The following is a 22,280-nucleotide window of genomic DNA, read 5'->3' as shown; positions in this document are numbered from 1 at the left end:
ATGCTTTACTTGTTCTTATTTTTGACGGTTACCTTTTGTACCTATGGCCTATTTTTGAATAAATCTGCGAAAAAAAACCAAGTACAAGAGCGATTAGATTTTTTTTTATCAAAAGAACAATTAAATAACGATGAAAAAATAGAGGTCAAGCAGCAATCGTTTGTAAAAAGATTTATCACCCCATTGTTTCTTGATTTTAAAAAAAGCTTTAAAAAAAGTATGCCTGGGGAGAAACAAGTAAAAATAGATAAGAAACTTCAGTTGGCAGGAAATCCTTTAGGAATGACCCCGGTTGACTTCCGATTAGTTCAGACAGCGTTTATTTGTATAATACCTTCTTTATTTGCGGGATATGGAATCCTTTTAAATGCCGGTACAGGTGCGATTTTTGTTTTTATTATCTTAGGGTTTGTCGCTGGAATTTTTATTCCACACCAGTATTTAAAACAGAAAACAAGAGCGAGGAGCCGTCTTGCTTTAAGAGAATTTCCTGATATATTGGACCTATTAACCGTAAGTTTAGAGGCAGGACTCGGCTTTGATGCTGCTATAACAAAGGTGGTCTCTAAAAAAGGGGGAGTGCTGCCATATGAATTTCAACGTTGTCTTGAGGAAATTCGCCTCGGAAAAACAAGAAGAGAAGCCCTTTCAGGAATAAGAGATAGACTGGATGTAGACGAAGTTAAGGCTTTTATCAGCAGTATTTTACAGGCGGAAAAGCTTGGAATAGGGATGGTCCAAGTTTTGAGGGTGCAATCAAATGAAGTGAGGGAGAAAAGAAAGCAGCGTGCAGAGGAGACAGCAATGAAAGCACCGATTAAAATGCTCTTTCCATTAGTTATCTTCATATTTCCAAGTCTATTCATCGTTTTATTGGGGCCGGCAATTCTACAATTTATTGCTGCTTTTAAACATTAATCAGGCCAATCCCTTTGCACTTTTGTAAGGGATTGGTTTTTTTGGTCAAAAAATGGGAATGTTGGCTTGTGTGATGTAAATCACAAAATACCCTCCTTTTTATCTTTATAATTAATAACAATAAAGGAATAATAAAAGAAGGTGAAGAAAATGGATTTTAAGTTTAAATCTCTTTATGCAGAAATAGGTGGACAGGAAACAATCGATAAGCTTGTAAATGCTTTTTATCCCCGAGTATATGCGGATAAGGAATTGCGTCCGTTGTTTGAGGGTGACATGGAAGAGATTAAAAGAAAACAGCGAATGTTTTTACCGCAATTTTTAGGAGGACCTGCTCTATACAGCCGGGAGTTTGGACCGCCTGCAATGAGAGAGAGACATCTTCCCTTTGAAGTAACCCCGAAAAGAGCGCAATGCTGGCTTCGTTGCATGAAAGAAGCGTTTCATGAAATCGGCTTGGATGAAAATCCTGCAGGAATGGCTTTTTATGATCGTTTGACACAGGTAGCCGGGATTATGATCAATAGCCCGGATCGGGAGTAAATTACAGTAATGAATCTCTTTGCGTATCGGAGCAAAGGGATTTTTATTTTATTTTTCCAATCCATGTTTATAATGATTTAGGATATGCTATTATTTAGTTTTTTTAGGGTGCCTGTGATATGATAGTTTAAGTAATTGAACTACAAGGAGGTAACCAAATGATTCACGCTCATGTGACGGCATGGTTTTTGGCATTAATTTTATTTGTAATCGCTCTTAACTTACATAAAAAGGGTAATTCAAAAGGATTTAAAGTAATCCAGATGATTTTAAGAGTATTATATCTAATAATCATTGCAACTGGAATTGGATTACTTATGAAAGTCTATCATATTGACTGGAAATATATTTTAAAGGCAGTCGGTGGACTATGGGTGATCGGATTATTCGAAATGATTCTATCACGTACAGCCAAAAATAGAAGAACCTCTGTTTTTTGGGTGCAATTTGTCGTTGCATTTTTACTTGTTTTGTACTTAGGTTTTGCTGTATTGCCAATGTCAATACTTCATCCATAGAATTTCTTCATAAAAAAAGCTGACGGTTTTCGTCAGCTTTTTTTATGAGATCATTTTCTCGATAACAAGTCGTTTTCCAGTGTTTATGGTGAATTCAAAACGGTCATTTACCTTTTCGTAATAGCAAAAATGATGCTGAACATTACAAATTTGTTCCTGATTGTCAAATACCATAAAATTTACTCCATCTTTTCTATGTTCATCTGATAAGAAAGATAAATGGTTATAACAATAGATACAATCGTAAATGGAAAAGTTTAATGAATTCAATGTTGTGACGAACTGGAAAAATGCATCATCATTTATCCCATCTAATAATCTTTCGAGAGAATAGATTAGATGCTTCTTAACCCTTACCAAATCATGGTCGCGCAGCATGGTTGACTCTTTTCCGATGCGGATTTCACCTGATTCTAAAAATACTCCTTTTTTCCAACGATTCATACGGAATATCTCTATTTCTTGCTGAAAGAAATCATCTAACATAGTCGCTTCTTCCGTTTCCTCGTCAAAAAATATCCATTGATCATTAATTTGTTCAACAGTGCCTTCGTTATAGGCTCTTTGTTGATTGTCAAAAAGTTTTCTTCGTTGCTGTCGATTCATCATAAAACCTCCGTGCCAGATGCTTTCATTCTTCTTTGTAGACATCTTCCTGTAAATTTATAACTTGTTTCTCTTTATTTAGGACAATTAACCATTTAAATTGGGCTGAATACAATAAAAGCATGAAATTAAATAAGAGATATATTGATAAAAGAGAGGAGCTTGTATGTGTGCGGAATTTCGGGATGGATTGATTTTAGTAAGGATGTAGGAAATGCAAGGGATACTCTCGCTAAAATGGCAAATACCCTGGCCAAAAGAGGTCCTGATGAGACGAACATCTGGACAGATAAACATGTTGGTTTCGGCCATAAAAGACTGATCGTTGTCGACCCTGAAGGGGGAAGGCAGCCCATGTCCAAACATAAGGAAGGCAATATATATACCATTTGTTATAATGGTGAATTGTATAATACAGAAGATATCCGTAAAATCCTCCTTACTAAAGGATATTCCTTTAATGGTCATTCTGATACAGAAGTACTGTTAACAGCCTATATAGAATGGGCGGAAGAATGTGTAAATCATTTGAATGGTATTTATGCATTTGCAATTTGGGATAGCGGTCGGGAGCAATTGTTCATTGGACGCGACCGCTTAGGGGTTAAACCGTTATTTTTTACGGAACTAAATAAGGGGATTCTTTTTGCATCAGAGATTAAAGCAATATTAGCGAATCCTGACATTAAAACAGAAATTGATTTTGAGGGCCTTGCTGAAATATTTGGCTTAGGGCCATCAAGATCACCGGGTTCAGGTATTTTTAAAGGCATTAAAGAACTAAGACCGGCTCATTGCCTTATCTTTTCGAAAAATGGTATGAAAACTTGGCGTTATTGGAATGTAAAGAGCGAAGAGCATAAGGACAATGTTGATGAAACAGCTGAAAAGGTACGTTTTTTGGTGACAGATGCTGTTACGAGACAGCTGGTTTCAGATGTTCCGCTGTGTACGTTTTTATCGGGAGGACTTGATTCAAGCATAATAACGGCTATTGCGGCTAAAGGATTTTTGGATCAGGGGAAAGGGCAGCTTCATACGTATTCAATTGATTATGAAGGAAATGATCAGTATTTTAAGGCTAATGAGTTTCAGCCAAATGCCGATGGAATCTACATTGATATGGTCACAAATAAGTTTAATACGAAGCACCATACAAAGATTATTAGTCAACAGCAATTAGCACAGGATTTAATTGAAGCCGTTCAAGTTCGTGATTGCCCGGGAATGGCTGATATCGATTCATCTTTGCTGTGGTTTTGCAAGGAAATTAAACAGGATTTTGTTGTCAGCCTTTCAGGGGAATGTGCGGATGAGATTTTCGGCGGCTATCCGTGGTTTCATCGAAAAGCTGACTTGGAGCGACCGGGATTCCCATGGATGCGTTCAGTAGCTGAGCGACAAAATTTATTGAAGCCTCACTGGCGCGATAAATTAAAATTGAATGAGTATGTAGTGGAAAGATACAGACAGGCGATTGCTGAAACTCCAAAGCTGGATGGAGAGAGTTTTGAAGAGTCTAAACGGAGAGAACTATTCTATATCAATATGATTTCTTTTATGACAACCTTGCTCGATCGAAAGGATCGAATGAGCATGGGTGCCAGCCTTGAAGTCCGGGTACCATTTGCCGATCATCGACTTGTAGAATATGTATGGAATATCCCATGGGACGTAAAAATGTATCGGGGGAGAGAAAAAGGGCTCCTTCGAAAAGCTTTTGAGGGGATTCTGCCCGAAGATGTGCTTTACCGTAAGAAAAGTCCCTATCCAAAAACCCATAATCCGGAATATACAATGGCAGTGCAAAAGCTATTAAAAGAAATTTTAACCGATAAGTCCTCGGCGTTATATGAATTTTTCGATCAGGATTATTTACAGAGTATCGTCGAATCAGGAGGGATTGCCTTTAAAGAGCCTTGGTTTGGCCAGCTAATGACAGGTCCGCAGCTCTTGGCGTATTTTGTGCAATTACACATTTGGTTTAAAGATTATAATATTAATATTGTGAATTAAGAGAATCAGATAGTTTGTCCATCATTAGATTTGGATTACTCACAAAATTAGATTAAAATGGGTAAGGGAAGGGGAATATCCTCTTCCCTTTTTATGAGGAGGAAAAGGTATGAAAAGGATATTTAGTTCATTTATGTTACTCGGTTTTTTTCTACTATCGACCATTCCAGCACATGCAGCTGTTCAAAAAGATAAGCGTTTGTGGCAGGATGAATCCATTTATTCGATAATGGTCGACCGTTTTAATGATGGTGACATCAAAAATGACTTTAATGTTAATACAAAAAACCCCTTAGGCTTTAACGGTGGAGATTTTCAGGGGATAATCGATAAGCTGGACTACATACATGATATGGGATTCACTGCAATCCGACTTACCCCCATTTTTGATAATGCCGGCAATGGGTATCATGGCTATTGGGTAAATGATTTTTATAAAACCGAGGAGCATTTTGGGTCCATTAAGACCTTTGAAAAACTTGTCAATGAAGCACATAAGCGGAAGATGAAGGTGTTAGTTGATTTTGTCACCAATAATGTTGCCCCATCAAATCCGTGGGTTAATGATTCAAGTAAACAGAATTGGTTTCATCCAAAGAAGGATATACAGGATTGGAATAATCAGCAAGATCTTGAAAATGGCTGGGTAAACGGTTTGCCGGACCTTAATCAGGACAACCCGGATGTAAAAAAATATTTGATTGATGCTGCAAAATGGTGGATCAAAAAAACGAATATAGACGGTTATAGTCTTCCAGAAGTAAATTACGTCCCTGTAAGCTTTTGGAGCGATTTTTCAAAAGAGGTAAAACACGAGAAGAAAAACTTTTTCTTATTGGGGGTAATGGAAAAGAATACATCTGCGGATTTGAAAAAATATGAAGCTGCAGGCATTGACAGCATGTTTAATTATCCTCATAGCAGTGATTTAAGAGGAGCTTTTTCAAATACAGATCAATCCTTTAGTACTCTTTATACCGATTCTAAAAGGGATATGGCCCAGTTCAAAAATCCGTATTTACTGGCGAATTTTATGGATAATGAAAATACCGTTAGATTTACACAGGACATTGTGAACAAAAAACAATTTCCGGGATCACGCTGGGAAATGGCATTAACCTACCTTTATACTACCCCTGGAATACCTGTGGTCTACTATGGCAGTGAAATTGCCTTAAATGGTGGCGAAACACCCGATAACCGCCGGCAAATGAATTTTAGGGCTGATAAAGATCTAATAGATTACATAACGAAACTTGGCGAGTTAAGAAATCAACTGCCCTCTCTAACAAGAGGAACGATGAAAATGCTTTACGAAAAAAATGGAATGGTTGTTTACAAACGCTATTATAAAGGGGAAACAGCCATAATTGCTATCAATAATACCCGGAAATCGCAAAATGTTAATTTAACAGACAAACAGGTGGAAGGAGGAAAAGAGCTCAGGGGGTTATTTGGCGGCGATCTTGTTCCGAGTAAAGATAACCATTATTCAATTATTCTGGATCGGGATAAAGCAGAAATCTATGTGTTAGCGAATAAAAGCGGATTAAACATACCGCTAATCGCATCACTGGCAGCTGTCTACCTTTTATTTACCCTATTTATAATAAAAGTAAAGAAAAGAAAAAAATAACCAAGCGCACTGGAGTCTAAACTCCAGTGCGTTTTTGTTCTTACCCATTGACTATTTTTCCTCCGTTTACGTGTAGCATTTGCCCGCTTATATAGGTGGAGTCTTCCGAGGCAAGGAAAACATAGCTTGGCGCAAGTTCGTAAGGCTGTCCCGCCCTTCCCATTGTGGTATTCGATCCAAATGTTGCCACTTGATCTGCGGGAAAGGTTGATGGGATTAACGGAGTCCAAATAGGTCCCGGAGCTACCCCATTTACCCTAATGCCTTGTGGTGCCAGTGATTTTGCTAAAGAGCGGGTAAAAGACACAATTGCCCCCTTTGTTGCGGAATAATCTAATAATTGTTCATTTCCTTCGTACGCTGTTATGGATGCTGTGTTAATGATGGAGGCGCCATTTTTTAAAAAGGGAAGAGCCATTTTCGCCATATAAAAATAGGAAAAAATATTTGTTCGAAACGTTTTTTCAAGCTGCCCGGCTGTTATATTCATAAGGCTTTTCTGTGGATGCTGTTCCGCAGCATTGTTTACTAAAATATCTAATTTCCCAAACTCCTCAATCGTTCTATTGGTAATTTCCTTACAATAATCTTCACTGCCGATATCTCCGGAATAAAGCAAGCATCTTCGCCCTTCCGCTTCGATTAGCTGCTTTGTTTCTTCTGCATCCTGATGTTCTTCTAAGTATACAATCGCCACATCAGCGCCTTCCTTAGCGAAATAAATCGCTACTGATTTTCCGATGCCGCTGTCTCCACCTGTAATAATCGCTGTTTTTCCTGCTAATTTTCCGCCGGGTTTATAATTGGGATCGACAGAAATGGGACGGGGATTCATTTCACTCTCTACCCCTGGCTGGTGGTTTTGATGCTGTGGTGGAAAGGTTTGCATTTGCTGATTTTGATTGCTGCTCATTTTATAATAACCTCCAAGTGTTAATTACACTTTTTAGTTTGAGATAAAAGTTTGAAATTATGATGTCCGTATACAATAAAAAGACGAAAAAGAATAAACTCTTTTCCGTCAGGTCACTGCTATTAACGATAATTCATAAATTGGACATCAATGGTAAGGTCTGCTTCGAGGACTAAAGAAATTATTTTTTGCAAATCGTCACGGCTTTTGCCCGTAACACGTATCTGATCGTCCTGGACCTGACTTTTAACCTTTACGCCGCTATTTTTAATAATTGTATTAATTTTTTTGGCATTTTCTTTATCAATACCTTGTACAAGCTTTGCTCTTTGGCGAATAGTCCCGCCTGAAGCTTTTTCGATTTTTCCGTAATCGAGATTTTTGATGGGGATTCCTCTTTTAATCATTTTTCCCAGCAAAACATCTTTTAGCTGATCCATTTTATATTCATCATCTGAAACAAGGACCAGTTCTTCTTTATCAAGAGTTACATCGCTTTTACTCCCTTTAAAATCGTAACGGGTGCCAATTTCTTTCATCGTTTGTGTAATGGCATTTGTGACTTCAGAAAAGTCAACTTTGGATACAATATCAAATGAGCTTTCTTTTGACATATCAATACCTCCGAAGATTGTTATTAAATAGTATGTAAAATCCCAAGCCTGCAAAAGTTTCCCTTTATGGCTACATTATAGTAAAATATATCAGTTCAAACAACTTATTGGAAAAAGCTCCATAAACAAAAAAAGGGGAGTTAAAATGTCACTACAAGAACTTATTGGTCAATCAACTACATTAACTGTTGCCCGTAAAGCAGATTTTGGTTATTTTTTAACAGATGGAACGGAAGATGTTTTATTACATAAAAGTGAAACAAAACAAGAATATGAAGACGGGGATCGGGTCGAAGTGTTTCTCTATATGGATTCCCATGGTAGAACTTCTGCGTCAACCACAATTCCTGAGATTTCCATCGGTCGCTATGCTTGGGTAAAGGTTACCGACACGAATCCGGAATTAGGGGTTTTTCTGGATATTGGAATTAATAAGGATATTTTATTAGGAGCTGACGATCTGCCTGTACATAAGTCAGTCTGGCCAAGAGTAGGGGATTTGGTCTATATTACGCTTAGGGTAAACCGTAATTATCTTCTATACGCTAGGCTCGCTAGTGACCAGATCATTCAATCAATTTCTACCAAAGCTACTAGATCCGATTTTAACAAAAATGTACAGGGGCACATATATAGAACAGCAAAAGTAGGAAGCTGGATTTATACGATTGAGGGCTATAAAGGATTTATTCATGAGTCTCAAAGACTGCAAGAGCCTCGTTTAGGTGAAAAAGTGGAAGGGCGTATTATAGATGTAAAAGAGGATGGAACAATCAATGTTTCTTTACTTGCAAGAAAAGAGGAGGCTCAAGACCTCGACGCAGATCTAATTTTCGACTATTTAATGAGCAGAAATGGTGCTATGCCCTATAATGATAAAAGTATGCCGGAGGATATCCAAGAACGATTCGGTTTAAGTAAGGGTGCGTTTAAGCGGGCTCTTGGGAAACTAATGAAGGAAGGCAAAGTTTACCAGGAAGGCAGCTGGACCTACGCCAAAAAAGAATAGAATAAACCTTACATACTCCTTTTCGAATTGATTACACTAATGAATGACAGTGATTTTGAAAGGAGTAAATATATGCCGCATACCACAGATAATGATAAAAAAGGAAAAGATAATAATGCACTTCATCATGAAAAAAATATGATGCGCGAAAAAAACCGTCAGGCTGGTAAAAATCAATATTCAAAGAAAACGGATCATAAGTAAAAGCCTTTGCCTATATACCAAAGTAAATAAAAAAACAGAGCTGGGGTAACCCACGCTCTGTTTTTTGTATAAAAATTTTATGAAGGCAGCTGATTTAAAAAAAAGATTGAAATAGTTCCAGCACCTGCATGGGCACCAATCGCAGAACCAATTGAGGAAATATATACTTCTTTCGGGTGAAATTCATCTACAATCATGGCTTTCACTTCCAAAGCCGTTTCTTCATTATCTGCATGACTTATACCGATTACTTGGTCGGATAAATGTGTTCCTCGTTCCTTCATAAGCTCGATTAATCGGCGCAGCACTTTCTTTTTTCCCCGGATTTTTTCAATCGGGACAAGTTTTCCATTTTCGACATTTAAGACTGGCTTTATATTTAACAAACCACCAAGGAACGCAGAAGCTTTAGAAACCCTCCCGCCTTTTGCCAAATAATCCAAATCCTCAACCGTAAAAAGATGTTCCATATGCCGGCTTCTGAAATACACATCTTTTAGGATTTCTTCTTTGGAAACATTGTTTGCAGAAAGCTCAGTGGCTTCCTTAACAATTAGTCCCTGACCGAGCGAGGCACATTTTGTGTCAACAATCGTTAAATTAAAACTTGGATATTTTTCCTTCACTTGGTCAAGAATCATAACAGCGGTCTGATACGTTCCTGAAAGTTCTGAGGAAAATGCTATGTAGATTCCATCTTCATTATTTTCAGCCATTTTCGTGAAGGTTTCTTCAAACAGTAGGGGGGATACTTGGGATGTTTTTGGTACACTCCCGCTGCGGATCGCATCATACACAGTTTTCGAATCAATATTTTTAACATCTTCGTATTCCTGACCGTTTACATGGACCTTTAAAGGGAGTAGTGTGACATTATTTTCATTGTAAAAACTAAGAGGTAAATCGCATGCACTGTCAGCCAGTATTTTTACCTGCATGAAGCTCACCTGCTTTCAAGCTATTATATTTAGTTTCAGTTTATCGGTTCCAACGTAAAAAAACAATTATCAATTCGTTTGAAGAAGTAAAAAACAAACAATATAAATTATAAAGGGGATAGCCGAATGCTTTGGCTTCAAACAAAAAAGGTGATCATCGTTGTAAGTGGTGCATTGTTAAATGCAATTTCGATGAATTTATTTTTAATACCTGCAAATGTTTATTCCAGTGGATTCACCGGTATCGCTCAATTATTATCAAAAGTGTTAAGTGAATATACACCGCTAAATGTCTCGATGGGTTTTTTATTACTGTTATTGAATATTCCGGTTGCGATATTAGGGTGGATAAAAGTTGGAAAATCATTTACGATTTATAGCTTTCTTAGTGTATTGCTCTCCTCGTTATTTTTGACACTGATTCCAATAAAAGAGATATCACATGATATTCTACTTAATGCTGTATTCGGAGGAGTAATTCAAGCAGCCGGTGTCGGTATTACGTTAAAATGGGGTGCTTCTACCGGCGGTCTTGATATTATTGCCATGGTCTTATCCCGTATGAAAGACAAACCGGTTGGTACTTATTTATTTTTACTAAATGGCATTATTATCGCGACGGCGGGTTTTTTATATGGCTGGGAAAAAGCTTTATATACTCTTGTTACATTGTATACATCAACCAGAGTTATAGATGCCATTCATACAAGGCATGCCAAACTTACCGCATTGATCATTACGAAAAAAGCCGATGAACTAAAAAAAGCCATTCATGCAAAACTGGTCAGAGGTATTACGATGATTCCCGCTAAGGGAGCGTTTTCAAACGAAACAAGAGAAATGATGATGATTGTGATTACTCGTTATGAGCTATTTGATTTAGAAAGAATCATTAAGGAAGTCGATCCTAATGCGTTTACAAATATCATTCAAACAAATGGTGTTTATGGGTTCTTTAGACGTGATTAACAAGAAGACAGATTTGTATGTAGCTTGAATATTCAAGGAGGGCTTTAGATGAGAAGTTTATTGTTTGCCTTTATGCTTTTTTACCCAATTAACGAAACAGCATTATTTTCCAAAGCGAAAACTCTAAGCATAAATGAAAATTTGTATATTCAAGATAATAGTAGTATTTTCCGTTCTGTAAAGGTTGTGGGGAATGATGGGAAATATTTAGTTACCGGGAAAGCAAAACCAACAATGGGGAAATTTTATTATTCAGTTGAAGATGGACATGTAGAATATATTAAGGAAACGCAGGTTGTAATGAAAGAAAAGAACATGATTTGGGAACCATTTCAAATTCAAATCCGAATTCCCAATGAAAAACTCCCGGATAACAGTTCATTATTAGTATTCCTTTATGAGCGAAACAATGAAGGTCAAATTATCCACTCATATCCAATTGTTTTACAAAAATTTTATTAAAAAAGCGCAAGGGCCGTTTAGTGCCGGAGCCGGACAGTTAACGAAGTTCTATGATATAAATTCTGATTTGCTAAGAAAAGCGCAAGCGCCCTGTTTAGCGGCGTATGGACTGGAGCGCTTCGACTGAGATAAAGGAAACACGGAGAGCGAAGCGATCCGATGTTGACTTATCGCAGGGAGAAGAGCGAAGTACACTAGCCGCTGGGCGCTGAAGCTGGACAATTCTCAAAGTCAAAAATTTATACTTATACTTTAAAAAAACGGAAGCGCTTTTGTTTTGGGCGCTTCCGCTTTTTTCTCAATCCAATTGGTTCTGATTTACTTGCTCAAGCTCATTTTGCATCTGTTGGAGCTGACTTTGCTCAGCAATAGTCGAATTAGCGTAAGCAGAGCTTAAAGCATTCTTCGCCTTTGCAATTGCAGTATCACGGTCAGCAGGGTTGGCGGTTTTCGCCATCTCCACAAATCTTCTAGCTTCCTGGAACAGTTGGTTACCCATTTTAAATTCCTCCAAGCGAGGATTCATTCACATTGGCCATTTTCTGAGCTTCCGCTTCAGCGTAAGTCATGTGATATGGGATACGTTCATCATGTTTACTAACTGTATCCTTTCCTTGTTGGACAAAGCGTTTTGATTTGTTTCGTTTACCCATTCGAATCCCTCCAATATGCTCAAGCTTCTTGAAACAGCAGCGCTGCCTCAAAAAATAGTATGCTCCATCTTAGGGAAGTTCATTTAGGTAAACAATGGCGATTTTATGACTATTTTATCTTTAATAAATCGGCTAAATAAACACCTATGCCATCCTCTTCATTGGTAAGGGTGATCTCATTAGCGATGTTTTTTACCTTATCAATGGCATTTCCCATGGCAACCCCATGTCCGGCAAATTCAAGCATTTCAAGGTCATTATCTTCATCGCCGAAAGCAATGATTCTATCTGATGGAATTTGAAAATATTCGGAGGCCTTTTTCAAGCCGACAGCTTTATTTAATCCGGCTTTAATAATTTCTATTACATGCCACGGTGCCGCCCAGCTGCGATGATCAATTACTTCTGCATGCACATCAGATAAATGTTGACGAATCACCTTTAATTGGTCTTCTTCAGTATGAATTAACATACTTGTCGGTGAATCATTTAAATAATTACATAGATCACCTGTTGTAATTTTCGGATTTCCAAGACCAAAAATGTCCAACAATTTTTCATCATGATAATGAAAATAAACATCGTCAATAACTTCAGCGATAATATTGTGAAACTGATACGATCTGCAGGTATCAACAATTTCCTTGGCGACTTTTATATCAAGCGGTTCATGATAAAAGCCCCAGCCGGGGTTCCCGGGATGATGCATGAAAGCACCATTAAAATTGACAATCGGTGTGTCTAATTCTAACTCACGGTAATACATTTCGCTGGATCTGTATGGCCTGCCTGTAGCAATCATAACAATATGTCCTTTTTCTCTAGCTTTTTCTAAAATTTTTTTCGTTTTTAAAGAAATCGTTTTATCATCCTTTAATAATGTTCCATCTAAATCAAGTGCAATTAAATGTCTCTCTGCCATAAGGACTCCTTATTTTTTATATTTTTAACAATAAGAGCTTTGCTTTAGGAAAAAGTAAATTTACATGTTACACTACAGCTATGCATTAGACTTGGCTTGAAAATTGTTTTATCATCCTTCTATAATTACTATGTTAACAATTTTATATCTAAACTGTAAAAAAATTCACATCAAAAGGTCTAAATTGCTTATATACTTATTTATAGCTTCAGGAGTTGTTTACAGAGGTTATCGAAGAAAACGAAGATAGAAATAATATTCCCTTTTTACATATGGCCAAAAAGGGAGGACATTAAAATAAGTTTAAAAAATATCTTTTATTATAGTGAATAGTTAGTAAACGAAATAGGAGTGGATTTAGGTGAATGAAGAATTAAAAGAAAATATTATGGGAGCCCTGGAGCTTGTCGTTGACCCTGAGTTAGGTATCGATATTGTGAATTTAGGTTTAGTGTATAATGTAGAGATGGATGAAGAAGGCAAAGTTATGGTGACCATGACGTTAACTTCAATGGGCTGCCCGCTTGCGGGAACAATTGTAGATCAAGTAAAAAGAGCATTAGCGGATATCCCTGAAATCAAAGATGTGGATGTTAATATCGTTTTTAACCCGCCCTGGAACAAAGAAATGATGTCACGATATGCGAAAATTGCCCTTGGCATTCGCTAAGGATTTGATGATAAGAAAAGTGCAAGCGTCCGATTACTGATTTCCTAAAAACAGCAGAAAATTCTGCTGTTTTTTGTTTTGTCTTCACAAATCGGACAAATATAACTGACCTTAAGTGAAGTAATTCACTTTTTTCAAATATAAACACCTTTATAATACACAGTATTAAGGCTGTTGTTTTTGAAATGGCCGTTTTTAGGAGGTGTTTCATATGGCTTTTAGCCGTGATTTTAATAAAGACCCGTTTATTGTTATTTGGGAGCTAACCCGTGCCTGTCAATTAAAGTGTCTTCATTGCCGTGCTGAAGCTCAGTATCGCAGGGATCCGCGTGAATTATCATTTGAAGAAGGAAAACAATTAATCGATCAAATATATGAAATGAATAATCCTATGCTAGTATTTACTGGCGGAGACCCTTTAATGAGAGAGGACGTATTTGATATTGCCAAATATGCAGTAGAAAAAGGCGTCAGGGTTTCCATGACTCCGAGTGCAACACCAAATGTGACAAAGGAAGCCATTGAGAAAGCAAAAGAAGTGGGTCTTTCTCGTTGGGCTTTTAGTATTGACGGTCCAACTGCAGAAGTTCATGACCATTTCCGTGGAACTGCGGGGTCTTTTGCTCTTACAATGGAAAGAATAAAATACCTTCATGAACTTGAAATTCCGATACAGATCAATACAGTTATTTCAAGATACAATATTGACTATCTTGATGAAATGGCGAAAATGGTTGAAGATCTTAACTGTGTTTTATGGAGTGTCTTTTTTCTTGTTCCAACAGGCAGAGGGCAAGAATCTGATATGATTTCTCCTGTTGAACACGAAAAGGTGTTCAGATGGCTTTATGATCTTAGTAAAAGAGTGTCCTTTGATATTAAAACAACAGCTGCACAGCATTACCGCAGGGTAGTTATTCAGCAAAAAATGCGGGAAGCGAGAGAGCAAAATGCTGAAATTGATTATTTAAATGCATTAACTGAGCAAGGGTTAACAGGCTCCATTGATGGTTTAGGCAGGGCACCAAAAGGGGTAAATGATGGAAATGGTTTTGTTTTCATATCACATATAGGGGATGTTTACCCAAGTGGTCTTCTACCCGTAAATGCCGGAAATGTTCGTGAGCAGCCGTTAGCAGAAATCTATCGTAATTCACCTATATTCCAATTACTAAGAAATCCTGATCTTTATAAGGGTAAGTGCGGAGTGTGTGAATTTCGTCATGTGTGTGGCGGCTCAAGGTCAAGAGCATATGCAATGACAGGTGACTACCTTGAAAGTGAGCCATTCTGTGTGTATATTCCCAAGGCTTTAAGAGAAAAACAAGGACAATAAAAACATATTTTCATGAAACAAAATAATTAAAGGGGATGGTTTCCCATCCCTAAAAAATTTTATTCTATACTGCAATAAACAGCCGGGCAATTTTCACAGCCAATTTCATCCTTCAAATATTGTAAATCCAAGATTGAAATTTTCCCTTTTTTAACGGAAATAATGTTTTCTTTCTTTAAATCGCTAAGAATACGGTTTGTACTTTCTCTAGAGGTTCCACAGAAATTTGCCAGCTCTTGATTGGTTAATGGCAGGTCAATTAGAATTACATTCTCTTTATGGATACCGTAGCTATTAGACATACGAATGAGTGTAGAAAAAAGGGCACCGCGTTTTCCATTCAATACAAGGTCGCGAAATTTTGTTTGGGTTTTTCGGAAGTGATCACTCATCCATTTCATAAATTCAAAAGCAAGCTTACTGTTTTGAAAAATTTCACTTTCAATAACATCTTTTTTAATGGCGACGACTTCGCCTTCTTCCAATATTTTGGCACTTAATAAATATTTAGGGTCTTGGGTAAATAAAGTTAATTCTCCGCAAATATCATTTTCACCGCAAATTCTTAAAGAAAGCTCACGTCCGTCACTGGTTATTTTGCTGATTTGGACTTTACCCGAAATTATTATATATAGCTCTTCTGCAAACATTCCTTCTTGAAATAAGTAAGTTCCTCTTTCACTTCTAAATTTCCTGTCAGCAAATTTAAGTAATTCTTTTATTTCTAATGAATGGGTTGGTTTCACTGTATTCATCATTCACCTTCACCTCTATCATAATGATCAATCGGTCATTAAAGTTCACAGTTTACTTCATTATAAAAACATTTTAACTCATGATGACCTTGTAAATCGAAGTAAACAATGACAATATAGTGAAAACTTACTTTAATTTTTAGTGGAAATTATTCTTCATCCAGGAAGAAAGATTCATAAAAAGTTTGAATTATAAGGAAGGGGAATAATATTGACCAAAAACAATTATTTGTTCCTAATAAATCATCTGTTAAGATAAATATTATGGTAACAAACAGTGAATAAAATAACACTCTTATTAATAAATTCTTGATACACTAGGAAATAGGAAGCCCTTTAAAAATAATGGAGTTGATTAAATGGAAAAAACCATTATTAAAGATAAATTAAATAGACCTTTACATGATTTGCGAATATCAGTGATTGATCGCTGTAATTTTCGTTGTCAATATTGCATGCCTGCTGATAAATTCGGGCCTGATTTTGTGTTCCTACCAAAGACGGCTTTACTTACTTATGAAGAAATTGTACGTTTAGCCGGACTTTTTGTGAATCTGGGTGTGGAAAAAATCCGTCTTACAGGAGGAGAACCCCTTCTTCGGAGAGATTTACCTGTACTTGTAAAAAAGCTTGCAACTATTGATGGACTAAAAGATATTGGTTTAACCACGAATGGGGTTCTGCTTCCGAAATTGGCAGTGAAATTAAAAGAAGCAGGACTAAAGAGAGTTAATGTTAGTCTCGATAGCTTAAATGATGAGCTATTCGGGAAAATAAACGGGCGCGGGATTGGAGTAAAACCGGTTCTGGAAGGCATTGAAGCGGCTAAACAGGCTGGACTTGGCGTTAAAATTAACATGGTAGTAAAGAAGGGCCTAAATGATACAGAAATAATTCCAATGGCAGATTACTGTAAAAAGAATGGTTTGGAGCTTCGCTATATAGAATTTATGGATGTTGGTTCCACTAATGGCTGGAAAATGGATGATGTTATTTCGAAGAAGACAATCTATGATAGGTTAAAAGAACATTTTGAGTTAGAGCCAGTGGATCCGCATTATTTTGGCGAGGTGGCAAAGCTTTATCGTTATAAAGATACAGATGTATTTGTAGGGTTCATCACTTCTGTTTCAGAATCGTTTTGCTCAAGCTGCACGCGATCACGATTATCAGCAAATGGACAGATTTTTACATGTTTATTTAATGGTAATGGTCACGATATCCGAAATTTCATGAGAAACGGTGCGACGGACGAAGAATTATCCAATCGTATAACCGAAATTTGGAACGGAAGAGATGACAGGTATTCAGATGAAAGGACAGCTGAAACAAACAAAAATCGAAAGAAAATTGAAATGTCCTATATAGGCGGTTAAAAGGAATCTCTTGATAGAGAGCCAGGCTGTCGAAAAACTTTCGATAGCCTTTTATTTTATTCATTTTCTTTAACAATTCACCGCGTTAATTTATAATTTATTATAGTATTATTAATTTATAGGCTTTTCAACATGTCGGTTGATTTGCGCTCCAGGCGCTTCGCTTTCCGCGGGCGTGCAGGGGAGCCTCCTCGGCGCTTGGGCGCCTGCGGGGTCTCCCCCCTGCCCCGTACTCCCGCAGGAGTCTTCGCGCCTTCCGCTCCAATCAACAGGCCAGTTGACAGGGACAATCAATTAATAAAAATCGGTATTTTAGTTTCAGACAAAATAAAAAATTGCCGAGAAAATACCCTTTCTCGACAATCTGACTCTCTTGATAGAGAGCTTTTTTCTGCCTGAAAAGGCCTGCTTATTGAAAGCAGGCCTTTTGAAGTCTTATACCAGATACCTCGGGAACAGGATATTATTTTCAAGATGAACATGCATAAAGGTCAGTCCTTCCAAGTCCTCTAAGCGCTTATATACTAAACGGTACGTACCGCAAGCATCAAGCGGAAGCATAAAGTCAGAAGTAACAGCACGGATTTCTCTTAAAATTTCCCCTGCATGGTCATGTTCTTTTTCAAGTTCAATAATCATTGCAATTGCATCCTCACGATTTGCAACCGTATTATCGGCAAGCTGTCTAATTAATGGGAATACCTCAGCTTCCTCTTTAGCCATATGTTCGATCATTTCTTTTTTGAATTCATAAAAGAGTTCATAAACTTTTAATAGCTCCGGATGATGGTCACCATGAACACGTGATACTTTTGTTACATAAGGACTAAGCATCGCCAATTCTTCTTCAGTTGTACGGTGGTATTGAGTAATAACATGATCAATAATCGTATTTGAATCAGAATTGGTCCATACTTCTAAATTAGTTTCAGCAGATCCGCTTTTTTCATAGACCACTTTTAGTTCTTCTATTAAAGAGTCCATATTAAGACCGTTTTGGGCAGCAGCTTGTGATAAAGGAATATTTCCACCACAGCAAAAATCGATGCGGTTCCTTTTGAAAACGTCACTTGTCTTTGGTAATTCGTTAACAATATCTTTAACTAATGTATCTGTTGAAAATGGAAATGTCATATAGGAATCCTCCTTTAATTTTGAAAGGTAGCTTATTTCTGTAATTAGCATAATTGAATTCAGATAAAAACTAGGTGATGTGAATCACACATATCCTATGATTTATTTATTTTAAAATGATCAGACATAATCCCTTCACATTGTGACATTTGATATGTTTTTAACTTTTCGGTAGTCTTATAATGAAGAGTATTGAAGTAGATGGAATCTTTCGATTTACCGAGTTTGTAGACAGGAGCCGATGAATTTGTTTGAAAGAAGACAACCGATTCCAATAGGGGATGCAGTTAAAAAAATAATGGAACACCAATTGGTTGGTAAAAGCGAACATGTATCGATAGAAGAAAGTTACGGTCGTTTTTTATCAGAAGATTTAGTTGCAACGAGTGATGTGCCTCATTTTAATCGGGCGCCATATGATGGGTTCGCTGTTAGAGCCAGTGATACTAAAGAATCCTCACAAAATAATCCAATTGAGTTTGAGGTAATCGATCATATTGGGGCCGGTATGATATCTAATAGGATAGTTGGCCCAAAGCAAGCAGTTAGAATTATGACAGGTGCCATGATGCCGGAAGGAACGGATGCAGTTGTCATGTTTGAAGTGGCGCCAACACATGAAAAACATGGTATCCCATATATGACAATAAAACGCAGCTTTAAACCTGGTGAAAATGTATCCTTTCGTGGGGAAGATGCCAAAGAAGGCGAGATTCTAGTTAAAAAAGGAACGTTAATCAATCCCGGTATCCAGGCGATACTAGCCACATTCGGATATAAAAGTGTTCCGGTGGCCAAAAAACCACATATTGGGCTATTTGCTACCGGAACTGAACTTTTAGAAGTAAATGAAGCATTGGTCCCGGGAAAAATCCGAAACAGCAACTCCCATATGATCGCTGCACAGATCCAAAGAGTTGGCGGGGAAGTTCATTACTTCGGAAAACTTCCGGATGAATTTGATACTTGCTTTGAAGCAGTGAAAAATGCACTAAATGAAGTTGATATGTTAATTACAACCGGCGGCGTTTCGGTTGGAGACTTCGATTATCTTCCTGCCATTTATGAAAAGCTGGGTGCAGATGTTTTATTTAATAAAGTTGCCATGAGGCCGGGAAGTGTGACGACAGTAGCGAATTACAAGGGGAAAATCTTATTTGGTTTATCTGGAAACCCTTCGGCTTGTTATGTTGGCTTTGAACTGTTTGCACGTCCGATTATTCGGAAAATGCTTTTTAGCGAAAAACCACATTTGCGAAAAGAAAAAGCCCAACTTGGGGTAGATTTCCTAAAAGCGAATCCTTTTACACGATTCGTCAGGAGTTCAGTTTCAGTTGAGGGAGGCAGACTAATAACATCCCCTAGTGGTCTCGATAAATCAAATATTATTATGAGTCTTGCAGGAGCTAATTCTTTAACGATTCTTCCGGGCGGTACCAGGGGCTTTGAAGCGGGTAACGAGGTTGATGTCCTCCTGCTAGATGATCAAGTTGGCTGTGAGTGGCCTTGGTAAAACCAGTCATATTTCAGGTGGTTGGTTTTCAAGATAGTGGGAAGACAACAGTAATTACAAAGATTATCCAACTATTAAAAGAACACGGATTAAAATCAGTTACTATAAAACACCATGGACACGGTGGCAAACCTGAAGTTTTTCAGCAAAAGGATTCAGTAAAACATCTAACAGCAGGAGCAAATGCATCATTAGTTGAAGGTGGTGGGAGGCTGATTTTACAAGCTGAACACTCTGAATGGAATCTAAAAGAACAAATAATGATTATGGAGTTTTTTCAACCGGATGTTATATTAATTGAAGGTTTTAAGTTGGAAAATTACCCGAAGCTCTTGTTGTTAAGAAATAGTAATGACCTTTCACTAGTAACAAAGTTGAACAATGTTAAGGTAATTATGTATTGGGAAGATGAAATAAAGGGATTACTTAAAGAACAAACGAATCTTCCCTTCTTCCCCATTCATGATGAGAAGGGAATTCTTCGCGTAACCCAAGAAATAAAAAATAAATGTTCAAAATATTAATTCGAAATGTTAAGAAAATTGTCTAATTAGTTACATTTGTCACTGCAAAAATACTCACGTTCGTTAGAATAAAAAGTGGGGATTATGTTTGTTCATATAAGGGGAAAAGAAGGCATAGTCCTTCTTTTTTATTTTCTTAACATGTGATATGTTTCACTTTTTTTTCTGTGTCGCTAACTTATATTAAAAGTAGGCAAGATAAAGGAGTGAAGGTGATGAAGTTATTTCTACCGAAACAACACGGTGCATGGGCAATGACCATAATCCCTTTTTGGCTAGGGGTAATTAATGGGGGCTTTTTATGGCAGGATATCCCATTTTTTATTGGCTGGCTGTTATTGTATTTGGCAACTTATCCAATGCTCCTATTATTCAAAAGAAAAAAAGTCCCTTTTTATACTAAATGGACTTTAATCTATATAATACCTGCATTATTGTTATTACTATTCCCACTATTTGAAAGACCATCCTTGGTTTACTTTGGTCTTTTAATGATTCCTTTTTTTATCATCAATGCGTTTTATACTTCAAAAAATCAAGACCGTGCACTTATGAATGATTTTAGTGCGATTTTTGCTTTTTCAATCGTTGGATTAGCTAGTAGTTACTTAAGTGTTGGGACAATTACCATTGAATCAATCTTAATTTTTTTTACATCTGTTTTATTCTTTTTAGGCTGTACGTTTTACGTGAAAACAATGATTAGGGAAAAAAAGAATGTCCAATACAAATGGATTTCCTGGGTTTATCATTTGTTCTTATTGGTTGTTTGGTTTACCCTTGGTTATTGGATTGTAGCTTGTGCATATCTTCCTAGTTTAGTGAGAGCCATTATTTTTTACGGAAAGCCGATATCTCCTAAACAAATTGGAATATTTGAAATTGTCAATTCTGCAATCTTCTTTGTCGTTATGGCATTACAAGTAATCATTCTTAAATAAAGGCTCTTTTCGTAAACTTTGTTGCTTTTGAAACTTAATAAAGTTCATTTACTAAGTTTCTAGGCAATTTTCGCAAATGTTCTTACGAAAAGATGCCACGAAGCTTCTAATTATACGGGTTGATAAACTTATACGAAAAACAACAATCTATGCGAAAATAGCCTAAATAAAAAAATCGGTCACCGAGACGACCGATTTTTTTATTTTTTAATCTATCTTACAAATTTCTGTAGGACAGTCTTCACAATCAATTTCTCTTTTTAAATAATCAAGATCATGAATGGTAATGGAGCCTTTATCAATGGAAATGATGTCAGCTTTACGTAAATCGCTAAGTAGACGGTTGACTACTTCCCGAGATGTGCCGCAAAAGTTGGCTAATTCTTGATTCGTTAATGGTAATTCGATCAATATCCCGTGATTGGTTTTTATTCCAAAGCTGTTAGTGAATCTTATTAAGGTGGAATAAAGAGCCCCTTTTTTTCCATGAAGAACTAAATCGCGAAACTTTGCTTGAGTTTTACGATATTGCTGGCTCATCCATTTCATGAATTCCAGTGAAAGTGAAAGATTTTGTGATAGCTTTTCTTCCAGTACATCCTTCATAATAACAGCAACTTCTCCACTTTCAACTACACGTGCAGTTAATAAATATCGCTTTGACGGGGAAAATATATTTAATTCACCAAGAAAATCTCCTCTAGAACACATTCGTAGAGTTAGTTCTCTTCCATCAGGAATAATTTTACTAATTTGAAGGATTCCGCTTTTGACGATATACAATTCATCTGCAATGGACCCTTCTTGAAAAAGAAAAGTGCCTTTTTCAATTTTCTTAATATGATTTACTGTATCAAATAGATGAGTCAACGCTACGGGGATTTCCTCTACTGACTCCATGCTAATAACCACCTTTAAAGGGGCGAAATCAATCGCTAATTTGATTTTTTAAAATAAATGACGGTCAACAATAATTTACAAGATATTACTGTAATTATATTGTTAACGAAGAATATTTATCAATAAATGTGGAATAAATTCATACAATCGTCAAAAAATAAAAACATTTATATCTTATTGCTTGGGAAATAATGTCGAATAAGGTGATAA

At 36.8% G+C, this 22,280-nt stretch carries 25 protein-coding genes; 15 read left to right on the top strand and 10 right to left on the bottom strand.

Going from position 1 to position 22,280, the window contains the following annotated elements; translation table 11 throughout:
• From AC3ANV_RS22180 to AC3ANV_RS22170, 3 genes are all read left to right on the top strand, one after another.
• Entirely contained in the window at window positions 1-918 is a 918-nt protein-coding gene (locus AC3ANV_RS22180; protein WP_488310818.1) for a type II secretion system F family protein, read from the top strand.
• Window positions 919-1,068: 150 nt separating this feature from the next.
• A complete protein-coding gene (locus AC3ANV_RS22175) occupies window positions 1,069-1,461 on the top strand; it encodes a globin domain-containing protein (RefSeq protein WP_488310817.1) in 393 nt (130 codons plus the stop codon).
• A 158-nt stretch (window positions 1,462-1,619) separates the two neighbouring features.
• Window positions 1,620-1,979, top strand: coding sequence for a YisL family protein (locus AC3ANV_RS22170; RefSeq protein WP_488310816.1), 360 nt, complete (start codon window positions 1,620-1,622; stop codon window positions 1,977-1,979).
• A gap of 42 nt (window positions 1,980-2,021) precedes the next feature.
• Here AC3ANV_RS22170 and AC3ANV_RS22165 read toward each other — a convergent pair whose 3' ends face one another.
• Complete coding sequence (locus tag AC3ANV_RS22165) at window positions 2,022-2,585, bottom strand: DUF2777 domain-containing protein (RefSeq protein ID WP_488314302.1); 564 nt, start codon at window positions 2,583-2,585, stop codon at window positions 2,022-2,024.
• A gap of 168 nt (window positions 2,586-2,753) precedes the next feature.
• On the opposite strand from AC3ANV_RS22165, the gene asnB reads away from it, so the two are divergent.
• Window positions 2,754-4,601 carry an asparagine synthase (glutamine-hydrolyzing) gene (gene asnB / locus AC3ANV_RS22160; protein ID WP_488310815.1) on the top strand — a complete coding sequence of 616 codons (1,848 nt, stop codon included), beginning with the start codon at window positions 2,754-2,756 and terminating at the stop codon, window positions 4,599-4,601.
• Between the two features lie 109 nt (window positions 4,602-4,710).
• Window positions 4,711-6,237 (top strand): alpha-amylase family glycosyl hydrolase, encoded by a 1,527-nt coding sequence (locus AC3ANV_RS22155; protein WP_488310814.1) that lies wholly within the window; start codon window positions 4,711-4,713, stop codon window positions 6,235-6,237.
• A gap of 40 nt (window positions 6,238-6,277) precedes the next feature.
• Here the strand turns inward: AC3ANV_RS22155 and AC3ANV_RS22150 are convergent, their stop codons facing one another.
• Both AC3ANV_RS22150 and AC3ANV_RS22145 read right to left on the bottom strand, forming a co-directional pair.
• Window positions 6,278-7,150: an SDR family oxidoreductase gene (locus AC3ANV_RS22150; RefSeq protein WP_488310813.1), complete on the bottom strand. Its 873-nt coding sequence runs from the start codon at window positions 7,148-7,150 to the stop codon at window positions 6,278-6,280.
• 122 nt (window positions 7,151-7,272) lie between these two features.
• Complete coding sequence (locus tag AC3ANV_RS22145) at window positions 7,273-7,764, bottom strand: YajQ family cyclic di-GMP-binding protein (protein ID WP_488310812.1); 492 nt, start codon at window positions 7,762-7,764, stop codon at window positions 7,273-7,275.
• A 145-nt stretch (window positions 7,765-7,909) separates the two neighbouring features.
• On the opposite strand from AC3ANV_RS22145, the gene AC3ANV_RS22140 reads away from it, so the two are divergent.
• On the top strand, window positions 7,910-8,773 hold the full coding sequence (locus AC3ANV_RS22140; RefSeq protein WP_488310811.1) for a CvfB family protein: 864 nt from the start codon (window positions 7,910-7,912) through the stop codon (window positions 8,771-8,773).
• Between the two features lie 72 nt (window positions 8,774-8,845).
• Window positions 8,846-8,977, top strand: coding sequence for a DUF3941 domain-containing protein (locus tag AC3ANV_RS22135; protein ID WP_488310810.1), 132 nt, complete (start codon window positions 8,846-8,848; stop codon window positions 8,975-8,977).
• Window positions 8,978-9,054: 77 nt separating this feature from the next.
• Here the strand turns inward: AC3ANV_RS22135 and AC3ANV_RS22130 are convergent, their stop codons facing one another.
• A complete protein-coding gene (locus AC3ANV_RS22130; RefSeq protein ID WP_488310809.1) occupies window positions 9,055-9,915 on the bottom strand; it encodes a DegV family protein in 861 nt (286 codons plus the stop codon).
• Between the two features lie 126 nt (window positions 9,916-10,041).
• Between AC3ANV_RS22130 and AC3ANV_RS22125 the strand changes: the two genes are divergently transcribed.
• Both AC3ANV_RS22125 and AC3ANV_RS22120 read left to right on the top strand, forming a co-directional pair.
• Window positions 10,042-10,884 (top strand): YitT family protein, encoded by an 843-nt coding sequence (locus tag AC3ANV_RS22125; protein ID WP_488310808.1) that lies wholly within the window; start codon window positions 10,042-10,044, stop codon window positions 10,882-10,884.
• A 48-nt stretch (window positions 10,885-10,932) separates the two neighbouring features.
• Complete coding sequence (locus AC3ANV_RS22120; RefSeq protein WP_488310807.1) at window positions 10,933-11,346, top strand: Gmad2 immunoglobulin-like domain-containing protein; 414 nt, start codon at window positions 10,933-10,935, stop codon at window positions 11,344-11,346.
• A 298-nt stretch (window positions 11,347-11,644) separates the two neighbouring features.
• Here AC3ANV_RS22120 and AC3ANV_RS22115 read toward each other — a convergent pair whose 3' ends face one another.
• The 3 genes from AC3ANV_RS22115 to AC3ANV_RS22105 form a co-directional block, all read right to left on the bottom strand.
• Window positions 11,645-11,845, bottom strand: coding sequence for a DUF3813 domain-containing protein (locus tag AC3ANV_RS22115; RefSeq protein ID WP_488310806.1), 201 nt, complete (start codon window positions 11,843-11,845; stop codon window positions 11,645-11,647).
• Between the two features lies 1 nt (window position 11,846).
• Window positions 11,847-11,999 carry a hypothetical protein gene (locus AC3ANV_RS22110; RefSeq protein ID WP_488310805.1) on the bottom strand — a complete coding sequence of 51 codons (153 nt, stop codon included), beginning with the start codon at window positions 11,997-11,999 and terminating at the stop codon, window positions 11,847-11,849.
• Between the two features lie 109 nt (window positions 12,000-12,108).
• Window positions 12,109-12,921 (bottom strand): Cof-type HAD-IIB family hydrolase, encoded by an 813-nt coding sequence (locus AC3ANV_RS22105; RefSeq protein WP_488310804.1) that lies wholly within the window; start codon window positions 12,919-12,921, stop codon window positions 12,109-12,111.
• Window positions 12,922-13,309: 388 nt separating this feature from the next.
• Here AC3ANV_RS22105 and AC3ANV_RS22100 point away from each other — a divergent pair, with 388 nt between their 5' ends.
• Window positions 13,310-13,591, top strand: a complete 282-nt coding sequence (locus AC3ANV_RS22100; RefSeq protein WP_488314301.1) for a metal-sulfur cluster assembly factor — start codon at window positions 13,310-13,312, stop codon at window positions 13,589-13,591.
• Window positions 13,592-13,802: 211 nt separating this feature from the next.
• Window positions 13,803-14,927: a TIGR04053 family radical SAM/SPASM domain-containing protein gene (locus AC3ANV_RS22095; RefSeq protein ID WP_488310803.1), complete on the top strand. Its 1,125-nt coding sequence runs from the start codon at window positions 13,803-13,805 to the stop codon at window positions 14,925-14,927.
• Between the two features lie 59 nt (window positions 14,928-14,986).
• Here AC3ANV_RS22095 and AC3ANV_RS22090 read toward each other — a convergent pair whose 3' ends face one another.
• On the bottom strand, window positions 14,987-15,685 hold the full coding sequence (locus AC3ANV_RS22090) for a Crp/Fnr family transcriptional regulator (protein ID WP_488310802.1): 699 nt from the start codon (window positions 15,683-15,685) through the stop codon (window positions 14,987-14,989).
• Between the two features lie 356 nt (window positions 15,686-16,041).
• Between AC3ANV_RS22090 and moaA the strand changes: the two genes are divergently transcribed.
• Window positions 16,042-17,058 (top strand): GTP 3',8-cyclase MoaA, encoded by a 1,017-nt coding sequence (gene moaA, locus AC3ANV_RS22085; protein ID WP_488310801.1) that lies wholly within the window; start codon window positions 16,042-16,044, stop codon window positions 17,056-17,058.
• A gap of 435 nt (window positions 17,059-17,493) precedes the next feature.
• Here the strand turns inward: moaA and ric are convergent, their stop codons facing one another.
• The gene (gene ric / locus AC3ANV_RS22080) at window positions 17,494-18,192 is read right to left on the bottom strand and encodes an iron-sulfur cluster repair di-iron protein (RefSeq protein ID WP_488310800.1); all 699 of its coding nucleotides are present in this window, start codon (window positions 18,190-18,192) and stop codon (window positions 17,494-17,496) included.
• Between the two features lie 247 nt (window positions 18,193-18,439).
• Here ric and AC3ANV_RS22075 point away from each other — a divergent pair, with 247 nt between their 5' ends.
• From AC3ANV_RS22075 to AC3ANV_RS22065, 3 genes are all read left to right on the top strand, one after another.
• On the top strand, window positions 18,440-19,705 hold the full coding sequence (locus AC3ANV_RS22075) for a molybdopterin molybdotransferase MoeA (protein ID WP_488310799.1): 1,266 nt from the start codon (window positions 18,440-18,442) through the stop codon (window positions 19,703-19,705).
• Window positions 19,693-20,229: a molybdopterin-guanine dinucleotide biosynthesis protein B gene (gene mobB / locus AC3ANV_RS22070; protein ID WP_488310798.1), complete on the top strand. Its 537-nt coding sequence runs from the start codon at window positions 19,693-19,695 to the stop codon at window positions 20,227-20,229. The genes AC3ANV_RS22075 and mobB overlap by 13 nt, the downstream gene beginning before the upstream one ends.
• Before the next feature lie 215 nt (window positions 20,230-20,444).
• Window positions 20,445-21,170 carry a YwiC-like family protein gene (locus tag AC3ANV_RS22065; protein ID WP_488310797.1) on the top strand — a complete coding sequence of 242 codons (726 nt, stop codon included), beginning with the start codon at window positions 20,445-20,447 and terminating at the stop codon, window positions 21,168-21,170.
• 207 nt (window positions 21,171-21,377) lie between these two features.
• Here AC3ANV_RS22065 and AC3ANV_RS22060 read toward each other — a convergent pair whose 3' ends face one another.
• Complete coding sequence (locus AC3ANV_RS22060; RefSeq protein ID WP_488310796.1) at window positions 21,378-22,070, bottom strand: Crp/Fnr family transcriptional regulator; 693 nt, start codon at window positions 22,068-22,070, stop codon at window positions 21,378-21,380.
• Window positions 22,071-22,280 lie beyond the last annotated feature (210 nt).

It is taken from the genome of Neobacillus sp. DFD-2R (genome assembly GCF_057747865.1).
Note: the sequence above shows the minus strand (reverse complement) of the source record. Positions and strands in the feature narration are given on the sequence as shown.